General features: G+C 53.5%; 22 protein-coding genes. 2 read left to right on the top strand and 20 right to left on the bottom strand.

The genetic code is table 11. From position 1 onward, the window contains the following. Window positions 1-66: 66 nt before the first annotated feature. The 13 genes from ACZRMH_RS15110 to ccmA all read right to left on the bottom strand — a co-directional run bounded on the left by ACZRMH_RS15110 (window position 67) and on the right by ccmA (window position 12,897). Entirely contained in the window at window positions 67-1,482 is a 1,416-nt protein-coding gene (locus ACZRMH_RS15110) for an HlyD family type I secretion periplasmic adaptor subunit (RefSeq protein WP_464014064.1), read from the bottom strand. Window positions 1,483-1,531: 49 nt separating this feature from the next. Next, window positions 1,532-3,679: a type I secretion system permease/ATPase gene (locus ACZRMH_RS15105; protein ID WP_464014063.1), complete on the bottom strand. Its 2,148-nt coding sequence runs from the start codon at window positions 3,677-3,679 to the stop codon at window positions 1,532-1,534. Between the two features lie 87 nt (window positions 3,680-3,766). Then, window positions 3,767-5,128: a TolC family outer membrane protein gene (locus ACZRMH_RS15100; RefSeq protein ID WP_464014115.1), complete on the bottom strand. Its 1,362-nt coding sequence runs from the start codon at window positions 5,126-5,128 to the stop codon at window positions 3,767-3,769. 410 nt (window positions 5,129-5,538) lie between these two features. After that, window positions 5,539-5,934 carry a hypothetical protein gene (locus ACZRMH_RS15095; protein WP_464014062.1) on the bottom strand — a complete coding sequence of 132 codons (396 nt, stop codon included), beginning with the start codon at window positions 5,932-5,934 and terminating at the stop codon, window positions 5,539-5,541. A 2-nt stretch (window positions 5,935-5,936) separates the two neighbouring features. Continuing rightward, window positions 5,937-7,139 carry a c-type cytochrome biogenesis protein CcmI gene (gene ccmI, locus ACZRMH_RS15090; protein ID WP_464014061.1) on the bottom strand — a complete coding sequence of 401 codons (1,203 nt, stop codon included), beginning with the start codon at window positions 7,137-7,139 and terminating at the stop codon, window positions 5,937-5,939. Continuing rightward, window positions 7,132-7,608 (bottom strand): cytochrome c-type biogenesis protein, encoded by a 477-nt coding sequence (locus ACZRMH_RS15085; RefSeq protein WP_464014060.1) that lies wholly within the window; start codon window positions 7,606-7,608, stop codon window positions 7,132-7,134. Before ACZRMH_RS15085 ends, ccmI begins: the two co-directional genes overlap by 8 nt. Then, window positions 7,605-8,141 carry a DsbE family thiol:disulfide interchange protein gene (locus ACZRMH_RS15080; protein WP_464014059.1) on the bottom strand — a complete coding sequence of 179 codons (537 nt, stop codon included), beginning with the start codon at window positions 8,139-8,141 and terminating at the stop codon, window positions 7,605-7,607. Before ACZRMH_RS15080 ends, ACZRMH_RS15085 begins: the two co-directional genes overlap by 4 nt. Continuing rightward, window positions 8,138-10,126, bottom strand: coding sequence for a heme lyase CcmF/NrfE family subunit (locus ACZRMH_RS15075; RefSeq protein WP_464014058.1), 1,989 nt, complete (start codon window positions 10,124-10,126; stop codon window positions 8,138-8,140). Before ACZRMH_RS15075 ends, ACZRMH_RS15080 begins: the two co-directional genes overlap by 4 nt. After that, complete coding sequence (gene ccmE, locus ACZRMH_RS15070; RefSeq protein ID WP_464014057.1) at window positions 10,126-10,584, bottom strand: cytochrome c maturation protein CcmE; 459 nt, start codon at window positions 10,582-10,584, stop codon at window positions 10,126-10,128. Before ccmE ends, ACZRMH_RS15075 begins: the two co-directional genes overlap by 1 nt. Continuing rightward, entirely contained in the window at window positions 10,581-10,757 is a 177-nt protein-coding gene (ccmD, locus tag ACZRMH_RS15065) for a heme exporter protein CcmD (RefSeq protein ID WP_464014056.1), read from the bottom strand. Before ccmD ends, ccmE begins: the two co-directional genes overlap by 4 nt. Continuing rightward, on the bottom strand, window positions 10,754-11,512 hold the full coding sequence (locus tag ACZRMH_RS15060) for a heme ABC transporter permease (RefSeq protein ID WP_464014055.1): 759 nt from the start codon (window positions 11,510-11,512) through the stop codon (window positions 10,754-10,756). Before ACZRMH_RS15060 ends, ccmD begins: the two co-directional genes overlap by 4 nt. A gap of 84 nt (window positions 11,513-11,596) precedes the next feature. Continuing rightward, window positions 11,597-12,265 (bottom strand): heme exporter protein CcmB, encoded by a 669-nt coding sequence (gene ccmB / locus ACZRMH_RS15055; RefSeq protein ID WP_464014054.1) that lies wholly within the window; start codon window positions 12,263-12,265, stop codon window positions 11,597-11,599. Beyond that, the gene (gene ccmA, locus ACZRMH_RS15050) at window positions 12,262-12,897 is read right to left on the bottom strand and encodes a cytochrome c biogenesis heme-transporting ATPase CcmA (RefSeq protein ID WP_464014114.1); all 636 of its coding nucleotides are present in this window, start codon (window positions 12,895-12,897) and stop codon (window positions 12,262-12,264) included. Before ccmA ends, ccmB begins: the two co-directional genes overlap by 4 nt. A gap of 191 nt (window positions 12,898-13,088) precedes the next feature. On the opposite strand from ccmA, the gene fliK reads away from it, so the two are divergent. Both fliK and ACZRMH_RS15040 read left to right on the top strand, forming a co-directional pair. Then, window positions 13,089-14,666 (top strand): flagellar hook-length control protein FliK, encoded by a 1,578-nt coding sequence (fliK, locus tag ACZRMH_RS15045; RefSeq protein ID WP_464014053.1) that lies wholly within the window; start codon window positions 13,089-13,091, stop codon window positions 14,664-14,666. Continuing rightward, window positions 14,663-14,992, top strand: a complete 330-nt coding sequence (locus tag ACZRMH_RS15040) for an EscU/YscU/HrcU family type III secretion system export apparatus switch protein (protein ID WP_464014052.1) — start codon at window positions 14,663-14,665, stop codon at window positions 14,990-14,992. Before fliK ends, ACZRMH_RS15040 begins: the two co-directional genes overlap by 4 nt. Here the strand turns inward: ACZRMH_RS15040 and aepX are convergent. From aepX to ACZRMH_RS15005, 7 genes are all read right to left on the bottom strand, one after another. Continuing rightward, complete coding sequence (gene aepX, locus ACZRMH_RS15035) at window positions 14,989-15,846, bottom strand: phosphoenolpyruvate mutase (protein ID WP_464014051.1); 858 nt, start codon at window positions 15,844-15,846, stop codon at window positions 14,989-14,991. The genes ACZRMH_RS15040 and aepX overlap by 4 nt on opposite strands. A gap of 96 nt (window positions 15,847-15,942) precedes the next feature. After that, window positions 15,943-17,079, bottom strand: coding sequence for a hypothetical protein (locus ACZRMH_RS15030; protein ID WP_464014050.1), 1,137 nt, complete (start codon window positions 17,077-17,079; stop codon window positions 15,943-15,945). A gap of 32 nt (window positions 17,080-17,111) precedes the next feature. Next, window positions 17,112-17,885, bottom strand: a complete 774-nt coding sequence (locus tag ACZRMH_RS15025; protein WP_464014049.1) for a fumarylacetoacetate hydrolase family protein — start codon at window positions 17,883-17,885, stop codon at window positions 17,112-17,114. A gap of 11 nt (window positions 17,886-17,896) precedes the next feature. Further along, window positions 17,897-18,805 (bottom strand): NAD(P)-dependent oxidoreductase, encoded by a 909-nt coding sequence (locus tag ACZRMH_RS15020; protein WP_464014048.1) that lies wholly within the window; start codon window positions 18,803-18,805, stop codon window positions 17,897-17,899. 36 nt (window positions 18,806-18,841) lie between these two features. Continuing rightward, window positions 18,842-19,417 carry a cupin domain-containing protein gene (locus tag ACZRMH_RS15015; protein WP_464014047.1) on the bottom strand — a complete coding sequence of 192 codons (576 nt, stop codon included), beginning with the start codon at window positions 19,415-19,417 and terminating at the stop codon, window positions 18,842-18,844. Window positions 19,418-19,440: 23 nt separating this feature from the next. Further along, on the bottom strand, window positions 19,441-20,181 hold the full coding sequence (locus ACZRMH_RS15010; RefSeq protein WP_464014046.1) for a hypothetical protein: 741 nt from the start codon (window positions 20,179-20,181) through the stop codon (window positions 19,441-19,443). Between the two features lie 21 nt (window positions 20,182-20,202). After that, complete coding sequence (locus ACZRMH_RS15005) at window positions 20,203-21,342, bottom strand: homocitrate synthase/isopropylmalate synthase family protein (RefSeq protein ID WP_464014045.1); 1,140 nt, start codon at window positions 21,340-21,342, stop codon at window positions 20,203-20,205. Window positions 21,343-22,123 lie beyond the last annotated feature (781 nt).

The raw sequence follows: 22,123 nt of genomic DNA, 5'->3' as shown, positions 1-22,123 counted from the left end.
CCACTTAATAGTCTGAAACTGAAGCACGGAACATCCGCCAGGCACATCGAAAAACCTGCTCTTTAATTAACGCTCTCTCAGGCTCTCATTTACATGCTGCTGCAAAGGGCTAAGAAAAAAATCAATCACACGGCGATAATCTGTTTTAACTTCCGCTGTCACCGACATCCCCGGCATTAGCGCAACAGGTCGCCCCTTGACTAAAAGTTTATCGGCGTTAAGCCGAATGCGACTGCTGTAAACCCGACCACGTTTTTCGTCCTCTATCGCATCATTTGAGATGCTGACCACCTCCCCCTCTACGGTGCCGTATTTGGTAAAGGTGAAGGTTTCTATTTTGAGCGTGACTGCCTGGCCGGGCCGGACGAAGCCTACGTCTTTATTCTCCAGCATTGCCTCAACTTCGACTGGCTGGCCCGACGGTACTATGACCATCAGTTGTTGGGCTGGCGTAACAACCCCACCAACGGTGTGAATGGCAAGTTGCTGAACCGTGCCATCCACGGAAGCCTTGAGAAGAGTCAGAGTTTCTTGATACCGGGCTTGGGCCAGCTGCTGTACCAGACTTGCTTCTTTCTGGTTGGCTTCTTGCTGTAAGTCGAGCATTGCACGAAGGGTTTGAGCCACGACTCCTTCCCGTCGACGGCTTGCTTCACTGTGCGCCGCAGTGGACTGCAAAACGCTCGCTTGCTGAACACTGAGTTGGCGCTGGAGGTCCAGGCGAGCGTGTTCCTTTTCCAGGTACTCGTGCCTTGCTACAAACTGCTGTGCCAATAACTTCTTGTAATCCTCTGCCAACTGAGTCGCTATCGGTAAGGTTTTCAGCATGCTGGACACTTGAGTTCTGGCTGCATGTATATCCGCGCTGCGTTGAGCAATTTCGGCATCCACCAGATCAATCTTGCTTCGATACTCCTGGTATTGCCCTTGTAACCAGCGCTGGGCACTCAGCACTTGCTCGGGGGTGGCACCTTGAATCAAACCAATAAGCGATTCAGGGGCTTTTTGATGATTGATAGCCTCCAGCATTGATCCACCACGCACACTGTCTATGCGTGCCGCTAACAGATCCCCCTTCACTCGCTTGACTTCGGCATCTGCTGCAGTGGAATCCAGTTCGACCAGCACCTCGCCTGCTTTAACCACCTGACCATCGCTCACATGAATCGCTGTGACCACTGCGATTTCACTGGGTTGGATCACTTTAGTCTTGCCGCTGGGCACAATTTTTCCCGGAGCGACGGCAATCACTTCTATTTTGCCAAGGCAGGCCCAGAACAACGCCAATGTGGCGAAAGAAATAATGCACCACATGAAGACACGTGGTGCAGGGTGTACTGGATTGTCCTGTAACGCTAATGCGGCAGGTAAAAATTGAATCTCATGAGCCAAGCGTTTAGGGGCATCCATGGCTTTGCGGCGACGCCATGACTCGCGCCAGGCACAACGGTAGCGTTGCAACAGATCAGAGCGAGCACTCATACAGACCATCCATTAAGGAAATACTTATTCTGGGTCGTGGTTTAGCAACTTATCCCTGCTGCATTCGATGTAACCGAGCGTAGTGCCCAGCCTGAAAAGTCAGTAATTCCGTATGGCTGCCCTGTTCAACAATTTGTCCACGATCAATTACAAGAATGCGATTCGCATCCCGTACCGCTGATAAGCGGTGAGCAATAATGATGACCGTACGGCCCTGACAAATACTTTGCATGTTTTGCTGAATAACCCTCTCGGACTCATAGTCCAAAGCGCTGGTCGCTTCATCAAAAATAAGAATTCGTGGATTGCCGATTAATGCACGAGCGATAGCAACACGTTGCCGTTGACCACCCGATAAAGAAGCCCCATGTTCACCGACGACGGTGTCGTAACCTTCAGGCAATTCCAGAATAAATTCATGCGCTCCAGCCATTTGTGCCGCCTGCATCACAACGTCAAATGGAGTGCCGGGATCGGTCAACGCAATATTTTCACGAACAGTGCGGTTGAATAGCATATTGTCCTGAAGCACCACACCGATCTGACGACGTAAAGAAGAAGCATCCGCCAAGGCCAAGTCCATTCCATCTACTAACACACGACCACGTTCTGGGACGTACAGTCGTTGGAGCAAGCGTGTAATCGTACTTTTTCCAGAACCCGAGCGGCCAACCACACCAATAACTTCACCAGCGGCAATATGTACGCTAATACCGCGGAGCACTTCTGAACCGTCAGTACGATAGCGAAAATACACTTGATCAAGTTCAATGTGCCCTTCCAGAGGAGGCAAGGTACTTCGATTGCCTTGGGACAATTCAGTTGGCGTATTCAGGATGTCGCCCAAGCGTTGAACTGAGACACCTGTTTGTTGAAAGCTGGTCCAAAGTTGAGCCAACCGCATGATGGGCTGCGCCACTCTCCCTGCCAGCATATTAAAGGCAATTAATTGACCGACCGTAAGACTGCCCTCAATGACTAATTTAGCGCCAATCCATAATGTTGCCACTGTGACTAACTTTCCGATCAACCCCACTGACTCATTAGCCAATGTTGAGAGATTTTGTGTTCTGAACCCGGCGGCGACATAAGCTGCTAGCTGGCTATTCCACGTACGGATAACCTGTGGCTCAACGGCCATCGATTTTACCGTATCAATACCGTTAACCGTCTCAACTAAAAATGCCTGGTTCTCGGCCCCACGACTAAAACTTTCCTGCAGCCGTGCCCGCAGAATTGGGGTTATTAGCGCTGAAATCAATACATACAGTGGAAGTGAGAGCAACACAACCAGCGTTAACCAGGCACTGTAATAAAACATTACAGCGACAAACACGACTGAGAACATGACATCCAACACCAACGTAATAGAGTTTCCAGTCAGAAAACTACGAATATTTTCCAATTCGCGAACACGTGCGACTGAATCACCTACTCGACGAGCCTGAAAGTAAGCTAATGGCAAATTAACTAGATGCTGAAAAAGACGCGAGCCTAACTCCACATCAATACGGCTCGCCGTGTGCGCAAAGACATAGGTACGCAAACCACTCAATGCGGACTCGAACAACATGATCGCCAACAGACCAACGGCGACCACATCCAATGTGGTCAAGCCATGATGCACAAGCACCTTATCCATCACCACTTGAAAAAATAGCGGTGTCAGCAGCGCAAAAATCTGCAGAACAAAAGAAACCAACAGCACTTCACCCAATAACTTCCTGTACTTTACAATAGCCGGGATAAACCAGGTAAAATCGAATCGAGAAATTCCACCAGCACTACCTGCTTCAGGCCTGAGCAATATCAACTTTCCAGCCCAACGAACTTGTAATTCTTCGGCACTAATAACATCTGCCCGCTCATCACACGGATCATGAATAAGAATCTTACATTGATCTTGATCAACCCTGGCAATGATAAAGAAACGTCCACAATTATCAATCGCTATAGCGGGCAAGGGAGTACTAATAAGGCGAGCAAGCGTCGTTGTGACCAACCTGGATTTCAACCCGAGCCTTCTTGCAGCCAGCATCAATTCAGCAGGTGAAAATAACTGTTTTTCAAACTCATGCTTCACCTGTTCTGCAGAAGCAGCCACATTATGAAAGCGGGCCAGCATGATTAAACAGGCTAAACCGGTGTCCATCTGACGAGGAGCGGCTGCATATTCAGAGTGTCGATTTTCGTCCATCGCGTGCCCCGCTCTCTTCTGAAAACTAAATTCATTGCATTAAAATTTTAAAAAACAAAAAAAATCACTGTTTTATCGATGCGATAATTAATGACGCGAACCTGGGGGTAGAAAGTCACGATCCGGGTCGTAACTCTTATTCATGAACATTGCCAACGAAGTTAAATCCAAAGCACTCAACTCACCGGCAACCTGCTTTAGACTCAGCGTATTAAATATATAATCATACCGAGCATTATTATATTCTCTAACAGCCCCATAAAGCTGGCGCTCTGCATTGAGCACATCCATAAGACTTCTCGAGCCCAACTCCCGCCCGCGCACAGTTGCCTGGAGTGCTGATTGACTGGAGATAATACTTTGCAGCCTTGCAGCTACCTGCTCGACATCAGAATTAATGGCACGATAAAAGTTCCTAGTACTTTGTACGACTTCACGACGCCGATCATCTCGCTGATCCTCACTTTGCGCCAAACGCTCAGTCGCTTCGCGTACTTGCGAACGCGTCATCCCTCCTGAATACAGAGGTATATTCAGTTGCAGCCCAATACTGCGCTGTGTTACATCACCACGATAACCCGACGTACCAAAACCTGCGGAATTACTATAACCAAAACTGTCGTTATCGCCTTTACGATAGGATGCAATCGCATCCAGTGTCGGCGCAAAACCAGATTTGCGCTGCTGATTGGTATATTCAGCAGCGGTTACTGCAAAATTACTGGCCAATACCGACAGGTTTTGTTGTAGCGCCAGACTCACCCAGAGTTTTACGTTATTGGGTTTGGGCGCCACTATTGGCAAGTGGTGATCAATACCTTCGATGGACGAGTACTCATGGTTAGTGAGTCGATTTAACGCTTCAAAAGCATCATCAACTTTACGCTCTGCCAGCTTTCGATTGGCATTGGCAGTATCGTAAGCCGCCTGAGCATCCAAAACATCGGTAATATTGGAGGCGCCATTGGCAAGCCGGCCTTGCGCCTGTTCTTGCTGACGTTTTAGTGCAATCTCCTCAGCCTTGGTAGCAGCCAGCAAGTCCAATGCCCGCAGCGTTTCAAAATAAGCCTGTGCTGCACCAAGCACCATCGCCTGCTCTTTGGCACGAAATTCCAACTCTGCCTGGGCTGCACTGGCATGTGCTGCGCTTAGCTGAAACCAGCGATCAAGGCGGATCAGTGGCTGATTCAAATTAGCCTGAACTGCAGACTGACTCCGGGCTCGGGCCAATTCAGGTTGATCTATTGTTAAACGAGTGGATTCCCACGATCCGCCCGCACTGAGGGTTGGCAATAATCCCGCCCTGGCCTGCGGGACAACTTCGCGAACAGCCATATATTCGTGACGGGCAGCTGATAGTTTCGCATCATTGGCAGTTGCTTGTTGATACACAGAAAACAAACTTGCCCGCTTATCAACCACCTCTGCACGAGCAGCACCAACAACCATGAAACCCAGGATCAAAACATGAAAACACCTAATAAAAAGCATTGTTCACCCCCTTATCAAGCCAGGCAACACCAATAAAATCCATGTACCAGAAAAGTAAAAAATATTTGCCAGCGACCTTGAAATCAAAACTTAGTACAAATTAAACGCCCACACAAACAAATCGCCTGAATTTCAGACACCGCCTACAAACAGTGCAATACAATTCCCAACTTAGGTAAGAAACATCTTAATAAAGATAGTTAATTTCTCAAATACATATAAGAACACAAATCCCACCCCTTTTTTCTTACAGGACAACCCTACTTGCGCACTACAGCCATGCTTCATCGCGTGGCTGATAAATGCTGGATATCTCGGCACACCGATAACACAAACAAAAACGGCGACCCGAAGGTCGCCGTTTGGCTTTACTTAAACTGCCGACTCAACCCCGGCGGTACGCCGCTGATATCGGTCTCCTCCCAGGGCCCGTTGGGGCTCACCGAGCGGCTCCAGCCGTTGTCCCAGCGGTAGTAGGCGCGCTGGCGGTAGAAGATGTTGGTCTGGTTATCCAGCACGTACACGCCCATGCGTGCATCCCAGTGACTCGGCCCGCCCGGCGGCGGCGCGAAGGTGGCCGAGGTGCGCGGCAATGGCTTCGGCGCTTTGGGGATGGGCATGTCCGGTAGCGGCTTGCCTGACGGCTGGGGCGTCGGCTGCGGCATCGGCGTGGAGGGCGCTGGCGGTTCGTAAGGCTGATGAACCGTACAGGCGCTCAGGCCTACAGCCAGTGTGAGCAAGGTGATGCGTGCAAGTGGATACATATCTATTTATCCGGGCTGTCGATGGTCAGCTGTTGCAGCTCTTTAGTGCTACTGGACAGCGGCTGGCTGCGCCCTACCCACTCGCCCGCCGTCGGCTGGCCTGCGCGGGAGATGCGTGCCATCAATTGGACTTCAGGAAAGTTCGACAGTTTCAATTGCGGCATCATTGCATCGATATCACCCAGTTCAACGGTGATCGGCAAGTCGGCCACGGTTACGCGCTTGACCGCCAGCGGTGCCGGTGGGCCGGATACCGCGCGGGCGAAGATAAATACGCTGTCACCCGGCAAGGCGCTGGCCTTGACCGCATCGGCGAGGTCGACGCTGACCTTGATCGACGCCGGGGCCTTGGCTACAGGCGCTGTATCGACCTTGCCGCCGCTGGCCTGCAACTGCTCGCGAGCCTTGGCGATACCGCCTTCCAGAGCGGCGCGTGAAGCGTCACCTTCGGGCAGTTCGTTCATCAAACGCTGCCAGTAACCAATGGCCTCGGCAAAACGCTGGTCCTCAAAAGCGGCAATGCCCAACAGGCCCAGGCTGGTGACTTCTTTCGGGTCGGCCTTGAGGGCTTCGTCGGTCAGGGCCTGGAGCTTGTCGCTCCACTTTTTGTCGTCGGCAAAGTACTGCGCCTGTGCCCATTGGCCCAGCAGTTCAGGCTGACGCCCGGCCAGGTTGGCTGCGCGCTCAAACACCTTGGCCGCATCCGCCGGGCGGTTTTGCGCCATATAGGCGCGGCCCAGGAAGTACAGGCCTTCGGCCGAGTCCGGTTGCGCTGCGGCGGCACGCTCAAGGCGGGCGACCATTTCTTCAAGGGACTGCGGCGGCTGGGAAAACTCGCGGGTCAGTTCGACCTTGTCGCTGGAGCCAAAGTGCAGGTACAAACCCAAACCCAATACCGGCACCATCACGGCGGCCAGCAGTGGAATGGCCTTGCCCAGGCTGGACACCCGCCCCGGTGCCACGCCTTCGGTGTCCGCCAGCAATTCACGGGCAGCTTCGGCGCGGCCGGTTTCAAACTGTTCTTCAGTCAATACGCCTTCTTCGCGCTGGGCCTGCAATTCGGCCACGCGCTCCTGGTACAAGGCGACGTTCAATGCCGTACGGTCTTCTTCGCGCTGGGCACGGCGCCCGCGCAATACCGGGATCAATAGAAAGCTGAGGGCTACAAGTAGCAGCAAGCCGGCTGCGAGCCAGAAATCAATCATCTTTGGTTTTATCCAGCAAAGTGTCGAGGCGCTGACGCTCCTCGGCAGAAAGTGTGTCCGAGCCTTCGACCTGCGCTGTACGACGACGGCGCCCGACGATAACGCCAATCACCACCAGACCACCCACCAGCAAGGCCAGCGGGCCAAACCAGAGCACCGCGGTCTTGCTGGTCAGGGCCGGTTTATAGAGCACGAAATCGCCATAGCGGGCGACCATAAAGTCGAGGATCTGCTGGTTGTCCTTGCCCTCGCCGAGCATGCGGTAAATCTCGCGGCGCAGGTCAGTGGCAATCGGTGCGTTGGAATCGGCAATGTCCTGATTCTGGCACTTGGGGCAACGCAGCTCCTTGGTCAGCTCGCGAAAACGGTCGCGCTCGGCGTCGTTGGCAAACTCATAGGTGTCGATGGCCGCCTGGGCAACACCGGCCAGGGTCAAACCGAATACCAGGGCAACTAACCAGCGCTTCATGGTTTGGCCTCGTCAACCAGTGCCTGATACTTGCCCGCCAGTTGTTCGCGCCAGACAGTCTCGTCGATCACGCCGACAAACTTGTGGCGGATGATGCCCTGGCTGTCGATCAGGAAGGTCTCCGGCGCGCCGTATACACCAAGGTTCAGGCCCAGGGAGCCGTCTGCATCGTTGATGTCCAGCTGGTAGGGGTTATGGAACTCCTTGAGCCATTTTTTCGCGTCTGCATTGACGTCCTTGTAGTTCACCCCGTAGATCACCACGCCCTGCTCGGCCAGTTTGGTCAGCATCGGGTGCTCGACCCGGCACGAGATGCACCAGGTGGCCCAGACGTTGACCAGCGCCGGCTTGCCCTTGAGGTCGGCTTCGGTCAGGACCTTGTCCCCCTCCACCGACGGCAGGCTGAACGCCGGGAACGGCTTGTCGATCATCGCCGACGGCAGCTCGGTCGGGTCCAGGTACAAGCCTTTGTAGAGAAACCACGCCATACCCAGGAAAACGGCCAGCGGGATAAGCATCAACCAGCGTTTCATGCTGTGGCTCCTGTCATGCCCAGTGCCTCGCGCACCCGGCTTTTAACCTTGACCCGGTAGCGCCGGTCCATCGCTGCCAGCAGTCCACCAAAACCTGTGAGCAGGCCGCCGAACCAGATCCAGCGTACAAACGGCTTCACATGCACCCGCACCGCCCAGGCGCCATCGCCCAGAGGTTCACCCAGCGCCACATACAGGTCACGGGTGAAACCGGCATCTATCCCGGCTTCGGTCATCATTGAGTTCTGCACCGTGTACAGGCGTTTTTCCGGGTGCAGCACGCTGACTTCCTTGCCGTTGCGGATGACCCGCACCGTGCCTTTGTCCGAGGTAAAGTTCGGCCCCTGGAAGTGCTTGGCACCTTCAAAGATAAAGTGATAACCGCCCAGCTCCATCGACTCGCCCGGCGCCAGGCGCAGGTCGCGCTCGGCACTGTGCTGGCTCGACAGCACCACGCCCAGGGCGCACACCGCGATCCCCAGGTGGGCAATCTGCATGCCCCAATAGCTGCGGGTCAGGCTGCGCACGCCCTTGATCAGACCCTTGTGGCGGGTTTTGTCACCAATGTCGCGCACCCCGGCCAACAGCACCCAGGCCGCCAGCATAAAGGTGGTCAGCACCGCCCAGTTGAAATCACCATAGGCCACGCCGGCAATCGCCGACAGGGCCGCACTGCCCAGCAATACCGGGGTCAGCATGCCCAACAGCCATTTGACCGGGGTGTCTTTCCAGCGCACCAGCATGCCGACCGCCATCACCACCATCAGCAAGCCCATCAGCGGGATAAACAGGGCGTTGAAGTACGGCGGGCCCACCGACATCTTGGCGCCACTGATGGCATCCAGAATCAGCGGGTACAGGGTGCCGAGCAAAATCATCGACGCGGCCACCACCAGGATCAGGTTATTGCCCAGCAGCAGGGTTTCGCGGGACCACAGCTTGAAGCTGACATGACTCTTGACCACCGGCGCGCGCAAGGCGAACAGGGTCAATGAACCGCCAACCACAAACAGCAGGAAGATCAGGATAAACACGCCGCGCTCAGGGTCAGAGGCGAAGGCATGCACCGAAGTCAGGACGCCGGAACGGACCAGGAAAGTACCCAGCAGGCTCAGGGAAAACGCTGCAATGGCCAGCAATACGGTCCAGCTTTTGAACACACCACGTTTTTCGGTCACGGCCAACGAGTGGATCAGTGCAGTGCCCACCAGCCATGGCATAAACGAGGCGTTTTCCACCGGGTCCCAGAACCACCAGCCGCCCCAGCCAAGCTCGTAGTAAGCCCACCACGAACCCAGGGTGATACCGATACCGAGGAAAGCCCAGGCCACGATGGTCCACGGACGCGACCAGCGCGCCCAGGCAGCGTCCAGTCGACCGCCGAGCAAGGCCGCAATGGCAAAGGCAAAGGCTACGGAGAAACCGACATAACCCATGTACAGCATCGGCGGGTGAACAATCAGGCCGATATCCTGCAACAACGGGTTAAGGTCATTACCATCCGCAGGAATCTGCGGCAGCAGGCGTACGAAAGGGTCCGAGGTCAGAATCAAAAACAGCAGGAAGCCGACGCTGATCATACCCATGATCGCCAGCACCCGTGCCAGCATCACTTGCGGCAATTGCCGCGAGAAGATCGATACGGCGAAGGTCCAGCCGCCCAGAATCATCGCCCACAACAGCAACGAGCCTTCGTGGGCGCCCCACACGGCGCTGAACTTGTAGTACCACGGCAACGCACTGTTGGAGTTGCTCGCCACGTACGCCACCGAGAAGTCATCGGCCATAAAGGCGTAGGTCAGACAGGCGAACGAAAACAGCAAAAAGGCAAACTGGCCCCAGGCGGCAGGTTGCGCCAGGCTCATCCACAATTTGTCACCGCGCCAGGCGCCCAGCAGCGGCACGATGGCCTGCACAATGGCGAAACACAGGGCCAGAATCATGGCCAGATGGCCCAATTCGGGAATATACAGTCCAGACATCATCACTTAACCTCGTTCGCCGGTGCGGGTGCAGACAGGCCACTTTCGTTCAGGGCCTTGGTCACTTCGGGCGGCATGTATTTTTCGTCGTGCTTGGCCAATACTTCATCGGCCACCACCACACCCTGGGCATTGAGCTTGCCCAGGGCGACGATGCCCTGCCCTTCGCGGAACAGGTCCGGCAGGATGCCGCGATAGGTGATAGTCACGGACTTGTTGAAGTCGGTGACCACAAACTGCACGTCCAGCGAGTCGCCCGACCGCTTGAGCGAACCGGCTTCGACCATGCCACCGGCACGGATGCGGGTATCCAGTGGCGCTTCGCCATTAGCGATCTGGGTCGGGGTGTAAAACAGGTTGATGTTCTGCTGCAAGGCGCTCAGGGCCAGGGCCACGGCAGCGCCTATCCCCACCAGAATCGCCAGGATGATGATCAAGCGTTTTTTACGCAGCGGATTCACTTCAAATTCTCCCGACGCAAACGACGCGCCTCTTGTTGCAGATAACGCCGGCGCGCCATGATCGGCAGCGCCACGTTCAAACCCAGCACCGCCAGGCAAATGCCATAGGCCGACCAGACATACACCGCGTGATGGCCCATGGCGAGAAAGTCGCCAAAAGAAGCAAAACTCATCGCGCACCCTCCAGTGCCTTCAACACCTCAGCCTTGACCCAACTGCTGCGGGCCTCACGCTTGAGTACCTCCAGGCGCATGCGCAACAGCAGCACGGCGCCAAAGAAGCAATAAAAGCCCAGTACCGTCAGCAGCAGCGGCAACCACATTTCCACGGGCATGGCCGGTTTTTCGGTCAGGGTGAAAGTCGCGCCCTGGTGCAAGGTGTTCCACCACTCCACCGAGTACTTGATGATCGGGATATTGATTACGCCCACAATCGCCAGCACGGCACAGGCCTTGGCTGCGCTGTCGCGATTGCTGATGGCATTGCCCAGGGCGATCAAACCGAAGTACAGGAACAGCAGGATCAGCATCGAGGTCAGGCGTGCATCCCACACCCACCACGAGCCCCAGGTTGGCTTGCCCCACACGGCGCCGGTGACCAGCGCCACGGCGGTCATCCAGGCGCCGATGGGCGCAGCGGCTTGCAGAGCGACGTCGGCGATCTTCATCTTCCATACCAGGCCCACTACACCGCACACCGCCAGCATCACATAGCAGGATTGCGCCAGCATGGCCGCCGGAACATGGATATAAATGATGCGAAAGCTGTTGCCCTGCTGGTAGTCCGGCGGTGCAAACGCCAGGCCCCAGACCACCCCGCAGGTGATCAGCAGCACGGCAGCAATGCTTAACCACGGCAACAACCGCCCACTGATGGCATAGAACCATTTGGGCGAGCCGAGTTTGTGAAACCAAGTCCAGTTCATCACGCTGTTTCCATCACGGTGCCGGTCACGACAGGTTGAGTGTCATGCCAGCCAGGGTCTTTACTGGCCCACGGGGGCCAGACCTCATTATTCGCCGACGCTGATTTTCAGCCCGGCAGCTATTGCAAAAGGTGCAAGGGTTACAGCCAGGGCGGTCAGGCTACCAAGCCACAGCAAATAACCGGTTGCGGGCATGCCCTGAAGGGCCGCCTGTAGTGCGCCGCTGCCAAGAATCAGCACCGGGATATATAAAGGCAGAATCAGCAACGCCAGCAGCAGGCCGCCACGCTTGAGGCCCACGGTCAACGCAGCCCCCACAGCCCCGAGCAGGCTCAGTACCGGCGTGCCCAGCAACAACGTCATCAGCAGCACCGGCAGGCAAGCCACCGGCAGCCCGAGCATCAAGGCCAGCAGCGGTGACAGGATCACCAGTGCCAGGCCGGAAAACGCCCAGTGTGCCAGTACCTTGGCCAAGACCAGTAGTGGCAGGGGGTGCGACGAAAGGACCCACTGCTCCAGCGATCCGTCCTCGAAATCACTGCGAAAAAGCCCGTCCAGCGAGAGCAAAACCGCTAAAAGAGCTGCCACCCACAGCAGCCCTGGAGACAAGGTTTGCAACAATTTAGTCTCCGGGCCAACGGCCAACGGAAACATCGCGATCACAATCGCGAAAAACACCAAGGGGTTGGCCAGCTCGGCCGGGCGGCGAAACAACAAACGCGCTTCACGCGCCACCAATGTCGCAAACACACTCATACAGCCCACTGCCCCAGGTCGATATTGCGGTAACTGGCCGGCATCCGGGCCAATGTATGGTGGGTGGTAAGCACCACCATGCCACCGCCTTCGCAATGACGGGCCAGGTGTTCTTCGAGTTGCGCCACCCCTTGTTTGTCGAGGGCAGTGAACGGCTCGTCGAGAATCCACAACGGCGGGCTGTCCAGATACAGCCGGGCCAGCGCTACACGGCGCTGCTGACCGGCTGACAAGGTATGGCACGGTACATCTTCAAAGCCCTTGAGCCCGACTGCGGCCAGTGCCGCCCAGATCGCTTGGCGAGTGGCCGGGCGATGCAGGGCACAGAGCCAGGTGAGGTTTTCTTCGGCGGTGAGCAGGTCCTTGATCCCGGCGGCATGACCGATCCACAGCAGGTTATTGGCCAACTCGTAGCGTTGGCTGGCCAGGGCCTGACCGTTAAGCCGCACCTCGCCTGCCGTGGGCTGCATCAGGCCCGCCAACAAGCGCAGCAGGCTGGTTTTGCCGCTGCCGTTGGGGCCGCTGATTTGCAGCATGTCGCCGCTGGCCAGGCGCAATTCGAGGTTTTCGAACAGCATCCGCCAGTCACGCTCACAGGCGAGCGATACGGCTTCTAAAAGAGGGCTGGTCACGTAATTGAGGCCTTCACGGTTCAAGTCGGCTCAGGCGCGGCCGTTAAAGTGATGCAGAATAAATGCATTTGCGGCCGGTTTCAGAGAGCTGGATCAAACAATTGCAATGTTTTCATGCCCGCTGAACGACGGGGCAGCATTATACATGCCATGTCCTACGCTAAAGCGGGCAATTTCGACAGGTTGTTACGATGAAAGGCGACATGAATATTCCACCCATCCCACAAGCCGCACCCAGCAGCGTGCGCACCGGTCTGGTGGGCGGTGAAGTGCTCAAATTGTTGCAACCTGCTGAAGGCCTGATCAGACCCGGCCAGAGTGCCCAGGCTGAAGTACTGTCGCTCAGGCAAAACGACCTGACTTTCCAACTGCTGCTCAAATTGACCCTGAACGGTGGCAGGGAAACCAACGTACAGGCCAGCAGCAGTTTTGCGCTTCCTCCGGGTACGCAACTGGCTGTCACCCAGCCTTCGGCGGGCAACCTGGCGATCAGCCTGCAACAGGCATTGAGCAGCAGCGTCGCCACCCTCACCCGCCTGGATACGCAACAACTGCCGGTTGGCACCCTGCTGCAAGGCAAAGTGCTGACCACCCAGGCGTTACCGCAGCCCGCCGGGCAACCGGCTGTGTATCGCTCGCTGGTGACACTGCTCAACAGCGCCTTGAGCGGCAGCACACTGACCCTGGACAGCCCACAACCCCTGCGCATCGCCAGCTTGCTCAGCGCCCAGGTGCAGGGCCCGCAAAGCCTGAACTTTGTGCCCCTCAGCGGGCGTCAGGATCAACTGGCGATCGTGCAACAACTGGCAACCCAGCAAAGCCGTCAGGGCTCGCTGGAGGGCCTGCTCAACGCCCTGCAAAAACTGCCGTCCAACACCGACATGCCTGCCGAACTGCGCACATCCATCGACAAACTGCTGGCTGGCTTGCCTGCCCACGGACAACTGAGCACCGCCAAGGGCCTGAGTGACGCCCTGCTCAATAGCGGCGCGTTTCTGGAGGCCCGATTGCTGAGCGGGCAGCCCCAGGTATTGGCCCCCGACCTGAAGGCCACCCTGCTGCGCCTGATTGCGCAGATCCTGCCCGGCGTACCCGCCAGCACCAGCTTCACCCCCTGCATGGCCACCAGCACCCAGGCCCAGGCCCAGGCCCTGCCGACCTTTGTGCGCAATGCCTTGGGCATGCTCGGGCAGGTCAGTGCCAAGCCACAACCCGGCGGCTTCCCCCTGCCCCAACGCTCTTTGCAGGGCAGCGAAGGTGAGGACAGCCTGGAGAACCTGCTGAAACTGGCGGCGGCGGCCATTTCGCGCCTGCAAACCCATCAGCTGTCGAGCCTGGAGCAGAGCGGACGCACGTCCGATGGTGGCGTACTGACCACCTGGCAGTTGGAAATCCCCATGCGCAATGCCCACGACATCGTGCCCTTGCAAGTGAAGTTCCAGCGTGAAGACCCACCGCAAAAGCCGCCGCAAGACCAACCCGAGGCCAGGGAGATCAAGGATCAACTGTGGCGCGTGGAACTGGCCTTCGACCTCACGCCCTTAGGCCCGCTGCATGTACAGGCGCAACTGCTGCGCGGCAACCTGTCGGGGCAGCTCTGGGCAGAACGGGCGTACACCGCAAACCTGATCGAAAGGCAGTTGGGCAACTTGCGCCAGCGTTTGCATGACGCCGGGCTGAGCGTGACCGATCTGGATTGCCATCAAGGCACCCCGCCATTAAGTGGCCATACCAAACTGGAACAACGCTGGGTGGATGAAACCGCATGAATAACCCGCCCGAACCGCGCCAGGCGATAGCCCTCAAATACGACGGCAAACAGGCCCCCACCCTTACCGCCAAGGGTGATGACGAATTGGCCGAAGCCATCCTCGCACTGGCCCGTGAATACGAAGTACCTATCTATGAAAATGCCGAACTGGTCAGATTATTGGCGCGTATGGAACTGGGCGACAGCATCCCCCAGGAGCTGTACCGCACACTGGCAGAGATCATTGCCTTTGCCTGGCAGCTGAAAGGCAAGTTCCCGGAGGGGTTTGACCCGGATGCGCAGGCGGGAGAACGGGATATAACGCCAGGGCATGGCGATTTTTAAGAAGTGCCGGGGATCAACTCCAAAACCCCTTTAACACTAAGGCAATATTCTTCAACTTCTTGTGTACAGCCCTTTTTCAATATCTCTCGGGCAACAAAACTCATCGCGGGATATGCAGCGCGCAACATGTGATTAGCATAAATAACCACATTGAATCCCGCCTCAACAAGCGCATCAAAATGTATATTGGTGTAGGTGGTAGGAACACAAACTAAAGGAATAGCCGGATGATGCATCCTGAACAATCGGGCAAATTCAAGCACTTCATCGGGTGCAGCCTGACGACTGTGTATCATTATTCCATCAGCGCCTGCAGCGACATAAGCCAAGGCGCGCCTGAGCGCTTGAGCCATCCCTTCGTCCAGAATCAGACTTTCAATCCTGGCAATAATCATGAAATCCGGATGTGTTTGAGACTGTTTGGCAATAGCAATTTTTTTCGAGAAAAATTCAATACTGGCCTGGGACTGTAAAACCTCATTACCCAACAACGAATTCTTCTTCAAGCCCGTTTTATCTTCAATCACAAACGCCGAAATACCCAGCCTTTCAGCATTTCTAATGTGATAGGGCAAATGATCTATCACACCGCCCGTATCCGCATCAAAAATCAATGGCTTTGTCGTGACATCAAATATAGTCGACACACTGGAGAAACGCTCGGACAATTCGACCAATTCAATATCGGGCTTTCCCCTCAACGTAGCATCCACAAGAGAGCTTGACCAGAAAGCATCAAATACTACATCCCCATCATTCGCGGAATACGACACCCCTTCAACCAACAGCGCCGTCAACGGACAATGCACTTCCATTACACGCAGACCTTGCTTGTCCTTCAGCAACTGACGCAATGCAGAACACCGGCTTCTCGCACACCGACCTTTGAAAATCTCCCCGTGCATACGTATACCTCCGACCCTACTTAAAGCATCAGACCAGACGCGTCTTCAATTAGTATTGAAACGATTCGTTATCACAATGGACACACATGAAAACAGCAGAGACAACAAAGCCAGGCAGCAAAAAATACCAAACACATATTGCATACCCAGCTCAAAATACACAACACCCAACAACAACCAGCACACCATAAAGATGTATAACCCTGATTGAAACCCAAACAGCAGCGTTCTATATTTAACATCACTTCCCAAGGATAAAAACAGGACAGGCTGCATTAACATATTAGCAAGAAAAGCCAATGCGACCACAGCGAAGAACAACCCACTCACCTGATAGAACAGCAGCAACACACAGCACAACAACATACAACACTGAACCCACACACCCACTTTGAAACGAACAGCTTTCGAATACGAAGGTCCCACCCTGATACAACCAACCCCCATCAGAACCCACAAAAGTAAAAACCCTGCATACATTGAACTTATATCACGCCCTGGAAATCCGTACTCATTGATCATCGGCACTAGCATCAGCAACAGAAAAAAACAAACATTCAGCGTGATTAAATTTGCAACATCCAGCAAAGTCGAATATTTAAAAACACCACCCTGAGGGGCAACACTTAACCTTTGCAGGTCAAAATCCATACTTTTGACAATAACCATGCACATAAAATACAGGCCAGCCGCTACAATTGCGGACGCCGTGCGCTGGTAAAACCCGCCCAAAGACAAACTGACAGGAATCATTACTGGAAGGCAAGCCAAGGCTAAACTCAGTATTGAAAAATTCGTCTGCGAACGGTATCCCTGATCAGGCAGAACCAACATAGTCCGCGCCAAAATAACTGCAAAGCCGCTCAGCAAGCCCCAAAAAAAACGCAGCACCCCATCCAGCCACTCAACGGCAGCGCTGTCGCCCGCAGCCAAAGAAAGGCACACTGCAAATAAAGCCCCACACAACAGTAAAAAAAATATTTTCCTTGATTTTATCAACGTAGCATTATCGATATTCTTATAGCTTAACCAGCCAATTGCACAGCACCCAACGGACAACCCCGACAAATAAAGCACCAAGGGTGAATAGGCACTTAAATAAAACTTATTCTGCCGTATTGAATGATCAATCCACACCATCAACCCCGAGGAGCCCACAATATTTGCTGCACTTAACATCACGCTCAGGCCTATAACCTTATTCCCTCCCCGCATCACAAAGTATCCACACGATTAAGCAGTTGCCCAAATAGCGAAGCCTTTGGTTTTCGCCCGCCATCGACCTTAAAAAACTCCATACCTATTTCATCACCGCGCACTAAAAAACGTGAATCACTTGCCCCTCTATTTACTCTTTCGGCGAGACAAGTTTCTGAGCACGGCTGTTTATCGAGCATCGAGATTGATCCGGACGTAATGATAGTGCCACAGGGCAACGCTCTGGTTCTTGCACAATGCGCGACTAATTCGGGAAAACCAAATAGCATGTCACGGGTCGTCACCCTGCAAAACAACGTGCCATTCAATCGAATTTCCAATTCTGCCAGGGGACGACCACTATTCCACACCGCCACGTTCTCTTCGGGGCTTATCCCTTGACCGAAGAAGCTTGTTAACGGCTTGGACTGTACAAAGCCAAAGCCACTGGCCTTATCTAAACAAGCAAGCTTACGATAGGTGAAGTCATTACAGGCCGTCAGTACTTTTATATACTTATCCGCTTCACATGCGCTGACACCTTGTGGCACGGCATCCAGTATGATCGCCAACTCGGCTTCAAAATCCAAATCAAGCCCCTCAACAATCTTTAGTGCCTCACCGGAGCCCAAGAAAAAATCACTGGCACCTTGATATACATGAAGACCCCAAGACTCATCATGAGTGCCCATCCGCTGCTGTCGGTTAGGGAACGTGCTACCATATAAAATCTGAGGCGCCTGCCTGACAATAGGTAACACACAGCCTGCGGCACCCTCTTTCGTCATCATGCCAAGCACTCCTATATTTCACGGCGAGCCAAGTTTAACATATGTTCATACACTTCCATCTGATCCGTAGATTTCGGGTCAGTGGTTTGAACCTTTGTATACAGGTCATAGGCATGACCATAAAACAAACTAGGCACTTCCAACTCAGAGAACAGATCACCCGCCAATTCAAGATCTTTAATCCGAATATCGATCGGTACTGAAAGGCTACGCGATTGACTCATGTATCTTTTCAACAGCAACTCAAGATACACTGAACGACCTCGCCCCAAGGCAAGAGAAGCACTAATCATCTCTTTTTCGATGCCGAATCTTTCCGCCAGCACCAGCGCCTCCGCCGCAACCAAAAGATGTATTGATTCACAATAATTATTAATCACCTTCATCGCCTGAGCGCGAGTATTAGACTGCATACAACAAAAGTCCTTTAGCAAAATTTTTACGACACATCCGAACTGGGGCCTCAGTAATTGCGGCATCTTCCCTATGTAGCCAATCAGCTGCCCCGCTTTGGCCCCCTCAACCCCACCGGATACAGGCATTTCAACATACTGGATATCTGCATCCGTAAAAAAACGCTCCAACCGCTCAGAAGATTTGACGCCAACGGTACAGGTGTTAACCACCAGGGCTTTTATCTTACCTTCCAGCCGCTCATCTACGAGCGTTTCTTTTCTAATCGCCGAGAATACTTCAATAATACTTGCCTCATCTCTCAGGCATAAAATCCAGATGCCACCCTGCCTTATAAAGGCCTTATCAATTACCTCAATCGCTTCAGCCCCTCCCTTTACCAACTCTTTTATTTTTTCCACAGTCCTGTTGTAGACACACACTCTGAGCCCACTTTTCAGCAGCCGTTCAACTATCGCACCCCCCATAAGACCGGCCCCAATTACTGACACCTCTACCGCTCCCATACACCCTCCTGAACATGGTGGCATACCTGATAGAAATCACGTCAACTCATAGTTAAAAGCCAATATTTCCGACCCTGGCTCAAGGGCAATAAAACTGTGTTTGACCCCAGGACTTATATAGACCGAGTCTCCCGGATTCAACGTCGAACTTTTCACCTTGTCACCCCCCTCTTCTGTCCAGTCAAAACGCACTCTTCCCTTCAATGTGTATATAACTTCCCGAGAAGCATGCCCTCCATTAAGCACCACCGCTTCGCGATTATCACAATGCAGAAATACTTTCAACGCCATCAACTCTGGCGCCGTGTTAGAGGTTGCCAAATGCTGGTAAGTATAGTACCTGCTGCCCTCCCGGCTGATTTCCCTGGCAAAGCCTTCATCTGATTTATAAATCACAACCCCGCATTCAAGATCATTGCCCGTACCGGCTAATAGCTCTGAAACCGGCATAACCAATTTATCCGCCAACTTCTGTAACTGAGCAAAATCATCTAATTCAAGCGCCCCTGAAGTCGGGCATGACTTCTTAACAACACTCAGTACTTCGTCGACTGACATCTTGCGTTTACTAGAGAGTATTCCCACCTGTGACATATTGATTTCAATACTCATGACTGACTCCTGACAAGCTATATTTATTGATACCTGCCCCTGTAATAACCTGACAAGGCAAGCACTTCTTCTGCTGATTCATGCACATAGGGTACTGGTATTTTTCTCCTTATAGCCTTCTTGAATCCACGAATAAAGCCCTCCTCCCCTTTATCCCATAAGCATTCATCCACCATTGTTTTACCGACGCCCACTTGAATCCATGTATGAGCGTCGCTCCCACTCACCCCAGCCTTGTTATAATCACACATCAACTTTTCATACTGCCCAACCCAAGACGGATGCTTTCCTGGTATTTCAATAGCATCGATTTTTTGTATGATATCCTCAAGGTCACACCACCACTTGCCGTCACCCAGCAGATGATGAGCAACCGTGAAATAGCTGTTCTTTCCTTTTTCAAGCTCTCCCAACACATCGGTAGCGGTGCAGGCCATCGATAGCGGTCTTAAATCCATCACTGCCTTTACGTTGGCATGCACACCAATGTCGCCACCCCCACTCAATGAAACTTCCGCCCCAGGACTAATCATAAGGCCGGATGGAAGTACAATGACATCGTCTTTTAGAACCCGCCCGCCTAGTTTATTTTCACCAAAGATCTCACCATATAACTCGTCAAACCCTAACGAATCTCTATGCTCAGTCAGACAAACAACGTCCAACCCTTTGGTGCGCGCAACCTGAAATGTGAATCTTACCTCTTCCCAATCAGGCCTTGATTTTTTAGTTGGCAACAAATGAACATGAGTATCAATCCACATATCAACCTCCATCCCGCCAATTTAATCACTCAGCATGGCGCACTTTACTGACTCAACCACTGTCAATAATTCTTTCTCCTCCAGACTCCTCCCTTTACTCATCGCGCCTGCACGAACCAATGCCAAGCATGTTTTTAATTCATCCCCGGAACAGTTGATGCCCTGCTTTTTTAATACACTATCAATGGCTGCCGTACCCGAATGTTTACCGACAACAATGCGTCGAACGCCCTTTACCAACTCAGGGGGAAACGGTTCGAAACTGGCGCTATTATTCAATGTCGCACTGGCATGAATGCCTGACTCATGGGCAAACACATTAGTCCCCACTATCGGCTGCCAAGGAGGACACGATACATGCGTTGCCTCTGCAACGAGCCGGCTCAAGGCAATCAACCTGCGGGTATCGACGCCCACATCAACACCATATAGCAGTTTTAGTGCAAGCACACACTGAGCCAAGTCTGGCATTCCTGCCCGCTCACCAATACCATTAACCGTCGCATGAAAAAATGTAGCCCCCGCACAAAGACCAGCCAACGTATTGGCAGTCGCCAACCCAAAGTCATTATGAGCATGGCATTGAACGGCAATATCAGCCGACATCACAACTCGCCTCACGACCTCAGCATATTGCTCTGGTGTCAATATACCCACCGTATCTGAAAGTCGTATTCGATCTGCACCTGCCTCTGCTACATGACCCGCATACTCCTCAACAAATCCTATCTCAGAACGCCCCACATCCTCGGCGCTTATTGATACATATGCCCCCCTGTCCTTGGCGCGACCAATTAGATTCGATGCAGTTCTCAGCAACCAGGCTCTGTCTTTTTTGATGCTGCTATCCAAATGTATCGCTGAAGTCGGGAGGCCAATATGCACCGCTTGGAAGCCAAGATCCAATGACTGAATAACATCTGTCTCAACGCCACGATTCCATGCCACCAGCATGGCTTCGTCTTTACGCTCAAGTAAATTTTCCAGGACCGCCAGCTCATCCCCTCCCATGGCCGGAATACCTACTTCCACCCACCGTATACCCGCCGCCAACAATGACGAAAAAATTGAAATTTTCCCTTCTTTGGTAAACGCAACACCGGGAGACTGTTCACCATCACGTAACGTCGTATCTTCCAGGATCACATTATTATTAATCATACCCACCACCCTCCTCAGGAAAGCCACCGACTCACCCCTACTTCAAAGACCCCACAACCAACAGGAGAGAGAGGTAGTACATAGTGCCTTCGCGTGCACTGGCAATCTCCATAGCCATTGAAACTAGTTCAATATATAAATATTCGCCAACAATCCTTGCCATTTTCAGACATCACTCTTCACTACGAACGATTACGCCTGACACGACTTAAGCCATTGCCTACAAGTATCATTAAACATTAAACACGCCTCACCTTACTCTTTTTTAAATCAGGAGATTAATGCCCATCGCAACGATCCGATCCACATTTTTTCTGCAAATCAGCGATCCGGTTCTATCACTCAGCGCAAAGCGCCACCTCCGTAAGGTGCTTTTTTATGGCCTGCGGTTTATGCTGGCCGTGCGCAGGGTGCCCTTGTGGCGCGCCGAGTTCCGAGTGTACCGGCCTGCTAATCTGCGTACGGCTGCCACCACTCGTTTAGTAGCGAAGGGTTACAGAGCGCCCTTAAATACCTCGGGGTTGTAACCATGCCCCCCGAACCACCGGTTACTCCCCCTCGATGCTGCTGACGATAACAACCCGTTGCAGGATCGTGCTGCCACCGAACGTGCGCTCAGTTACAACCTGCAAAACCATAAGCCTTTTTGCCCTTCGGGCACGGCCATGCTGGCCATCCCGCACAGTGTCAATTCAGAAGCAGCTTTGGCCCAAGCGTCAGACTTGTTGCGCTGCGCGAATGAGGCAGGGAATGGCCTGAGCGATCCTTCGCGCGATTTGCT

The organism is Pseudomonas sp. B414, assembly GCF_055408445.1.
The sequence above is the reverse complement of the archived record's forward strand: the minus strand, read 5'-3'. Positions and strand labels throughout refer to the sequence as shown.

Coding starts and splice junctions, on each gene's coding strand:
- ACZRMH_RS15110 (WP_464014064.1), bottom strand. CDS start 1,482: ATGAGTGCTCGCTCTGATCTGTTGCAACGCTACCGTTGTGCCTGGCGC.
- ACZRMH_RS15105 (WP_464014063.1), bottom strand. CDS start 3,679: ATGGACGAAAATCGACACTCTGAATATGCAGCCGCTCCTCGTCAGATG.
- ACZRMH_RS15100 (WP_464014115.1), bottom strand. CDS start 5,128: ATGGTTGTTGGTGCTGCTCGTGCAGAGGTGGTTGATAAGCGGGCAAGT.
- ACZRMH_RS15095 (WP_464014062.1), bottom strand. CDS start 5,934: ATGTATCCACTTGCACGCATCACCTTGCTCACACTGGCTGTAGGCCTG.
- ccmI (WP_464014061.1), bottom strand. CDS start 7,139: ATGATTGATTTCTGGCTCGCAGCCGGCTTGCTGCTACTTGTAGCCCTC.
- ACZRMH_RS15085 (WP_464014060.1), bottom strand. CDS start 7,608: ATGAAGCGCTGGTTAGTTGCCCTGGTATTCGGTTTGACCCTGGCCGGT.
- ACZRMH_RS15080 (WP_464014059.1), bottom strand. CDS start 8,141: ATGAAACGCTGGTTGATGCTTATCCCGCTGGCCGTTTTCCTGGGTATG.
- ACZRMH_RS15075 (WP_464014058.1), bottom strand. CDS start 10,126: ATGATGTCTGGACTGTATATTCCCGAATTGGGCCATCTGGCCATGATT.
- ccmD (WP_464014056.1), bottom strand. CDS start 10,757: ATGAGTTTTGCTTCTTTTGGCGACTTTCTCGCCATGGGCCATCACGCG.
- ccmB (WP_464014054.1), bottom strand. CDS start 12,265: ATGAGTGTGTTTGCGACATTGGTGGCGCGTGAAGCGCGTTTGTTGTTT.
- fliK (WP_464014053.1), top strand. CDS start 13,089: ATGAAAGGCGACATGAATATTCCACCCATCCCACAAGCCGCACCCAGC.
- ACZRMH_RS15040 (WP_464014052.1), top strand. CDS start 14,663: ATGAATAACCCGCCCGAACCGCGCCAGGCGATAGCCCTCAAATACGAC.
- ACZRMH_RS15025 (WP_464014049.1), bottom strand. CDS start 17,885: ATGATGACGAAAGAGGGTGCCGCAGGCTGTGTGTTACCTATTGTCAGG.
- ACZRMH_RS15020 (WP_464014048.1), bottom strand. CDS start 18,805: ATGGGAGCGGTAGAGGTGTCAGTAATTGGGGCCGGTCTTATGGGGGGT.
- ACZRMH_RS15015 (WP_464014047.1), bottom strand. CDS start 19,417: ATGAGTATTGAAATCAATATGTCACAGGTGGGAATACTCTCTAGTAAA.
- ACZRMH_RS15010 (WP_464014046.1), bottom strand. CDS start 20,181: ATGTGGATTGATACTCATGTTCATTTGTTGCCAACTAAAAAATCAAGG.
- ACZRMH_RS15005 (WP_464014045.1), bottom strand. CDS start 21,342: ATGATTAATAATAATGTGATCCTGGAAGATACGACGTTACGTGATGGT.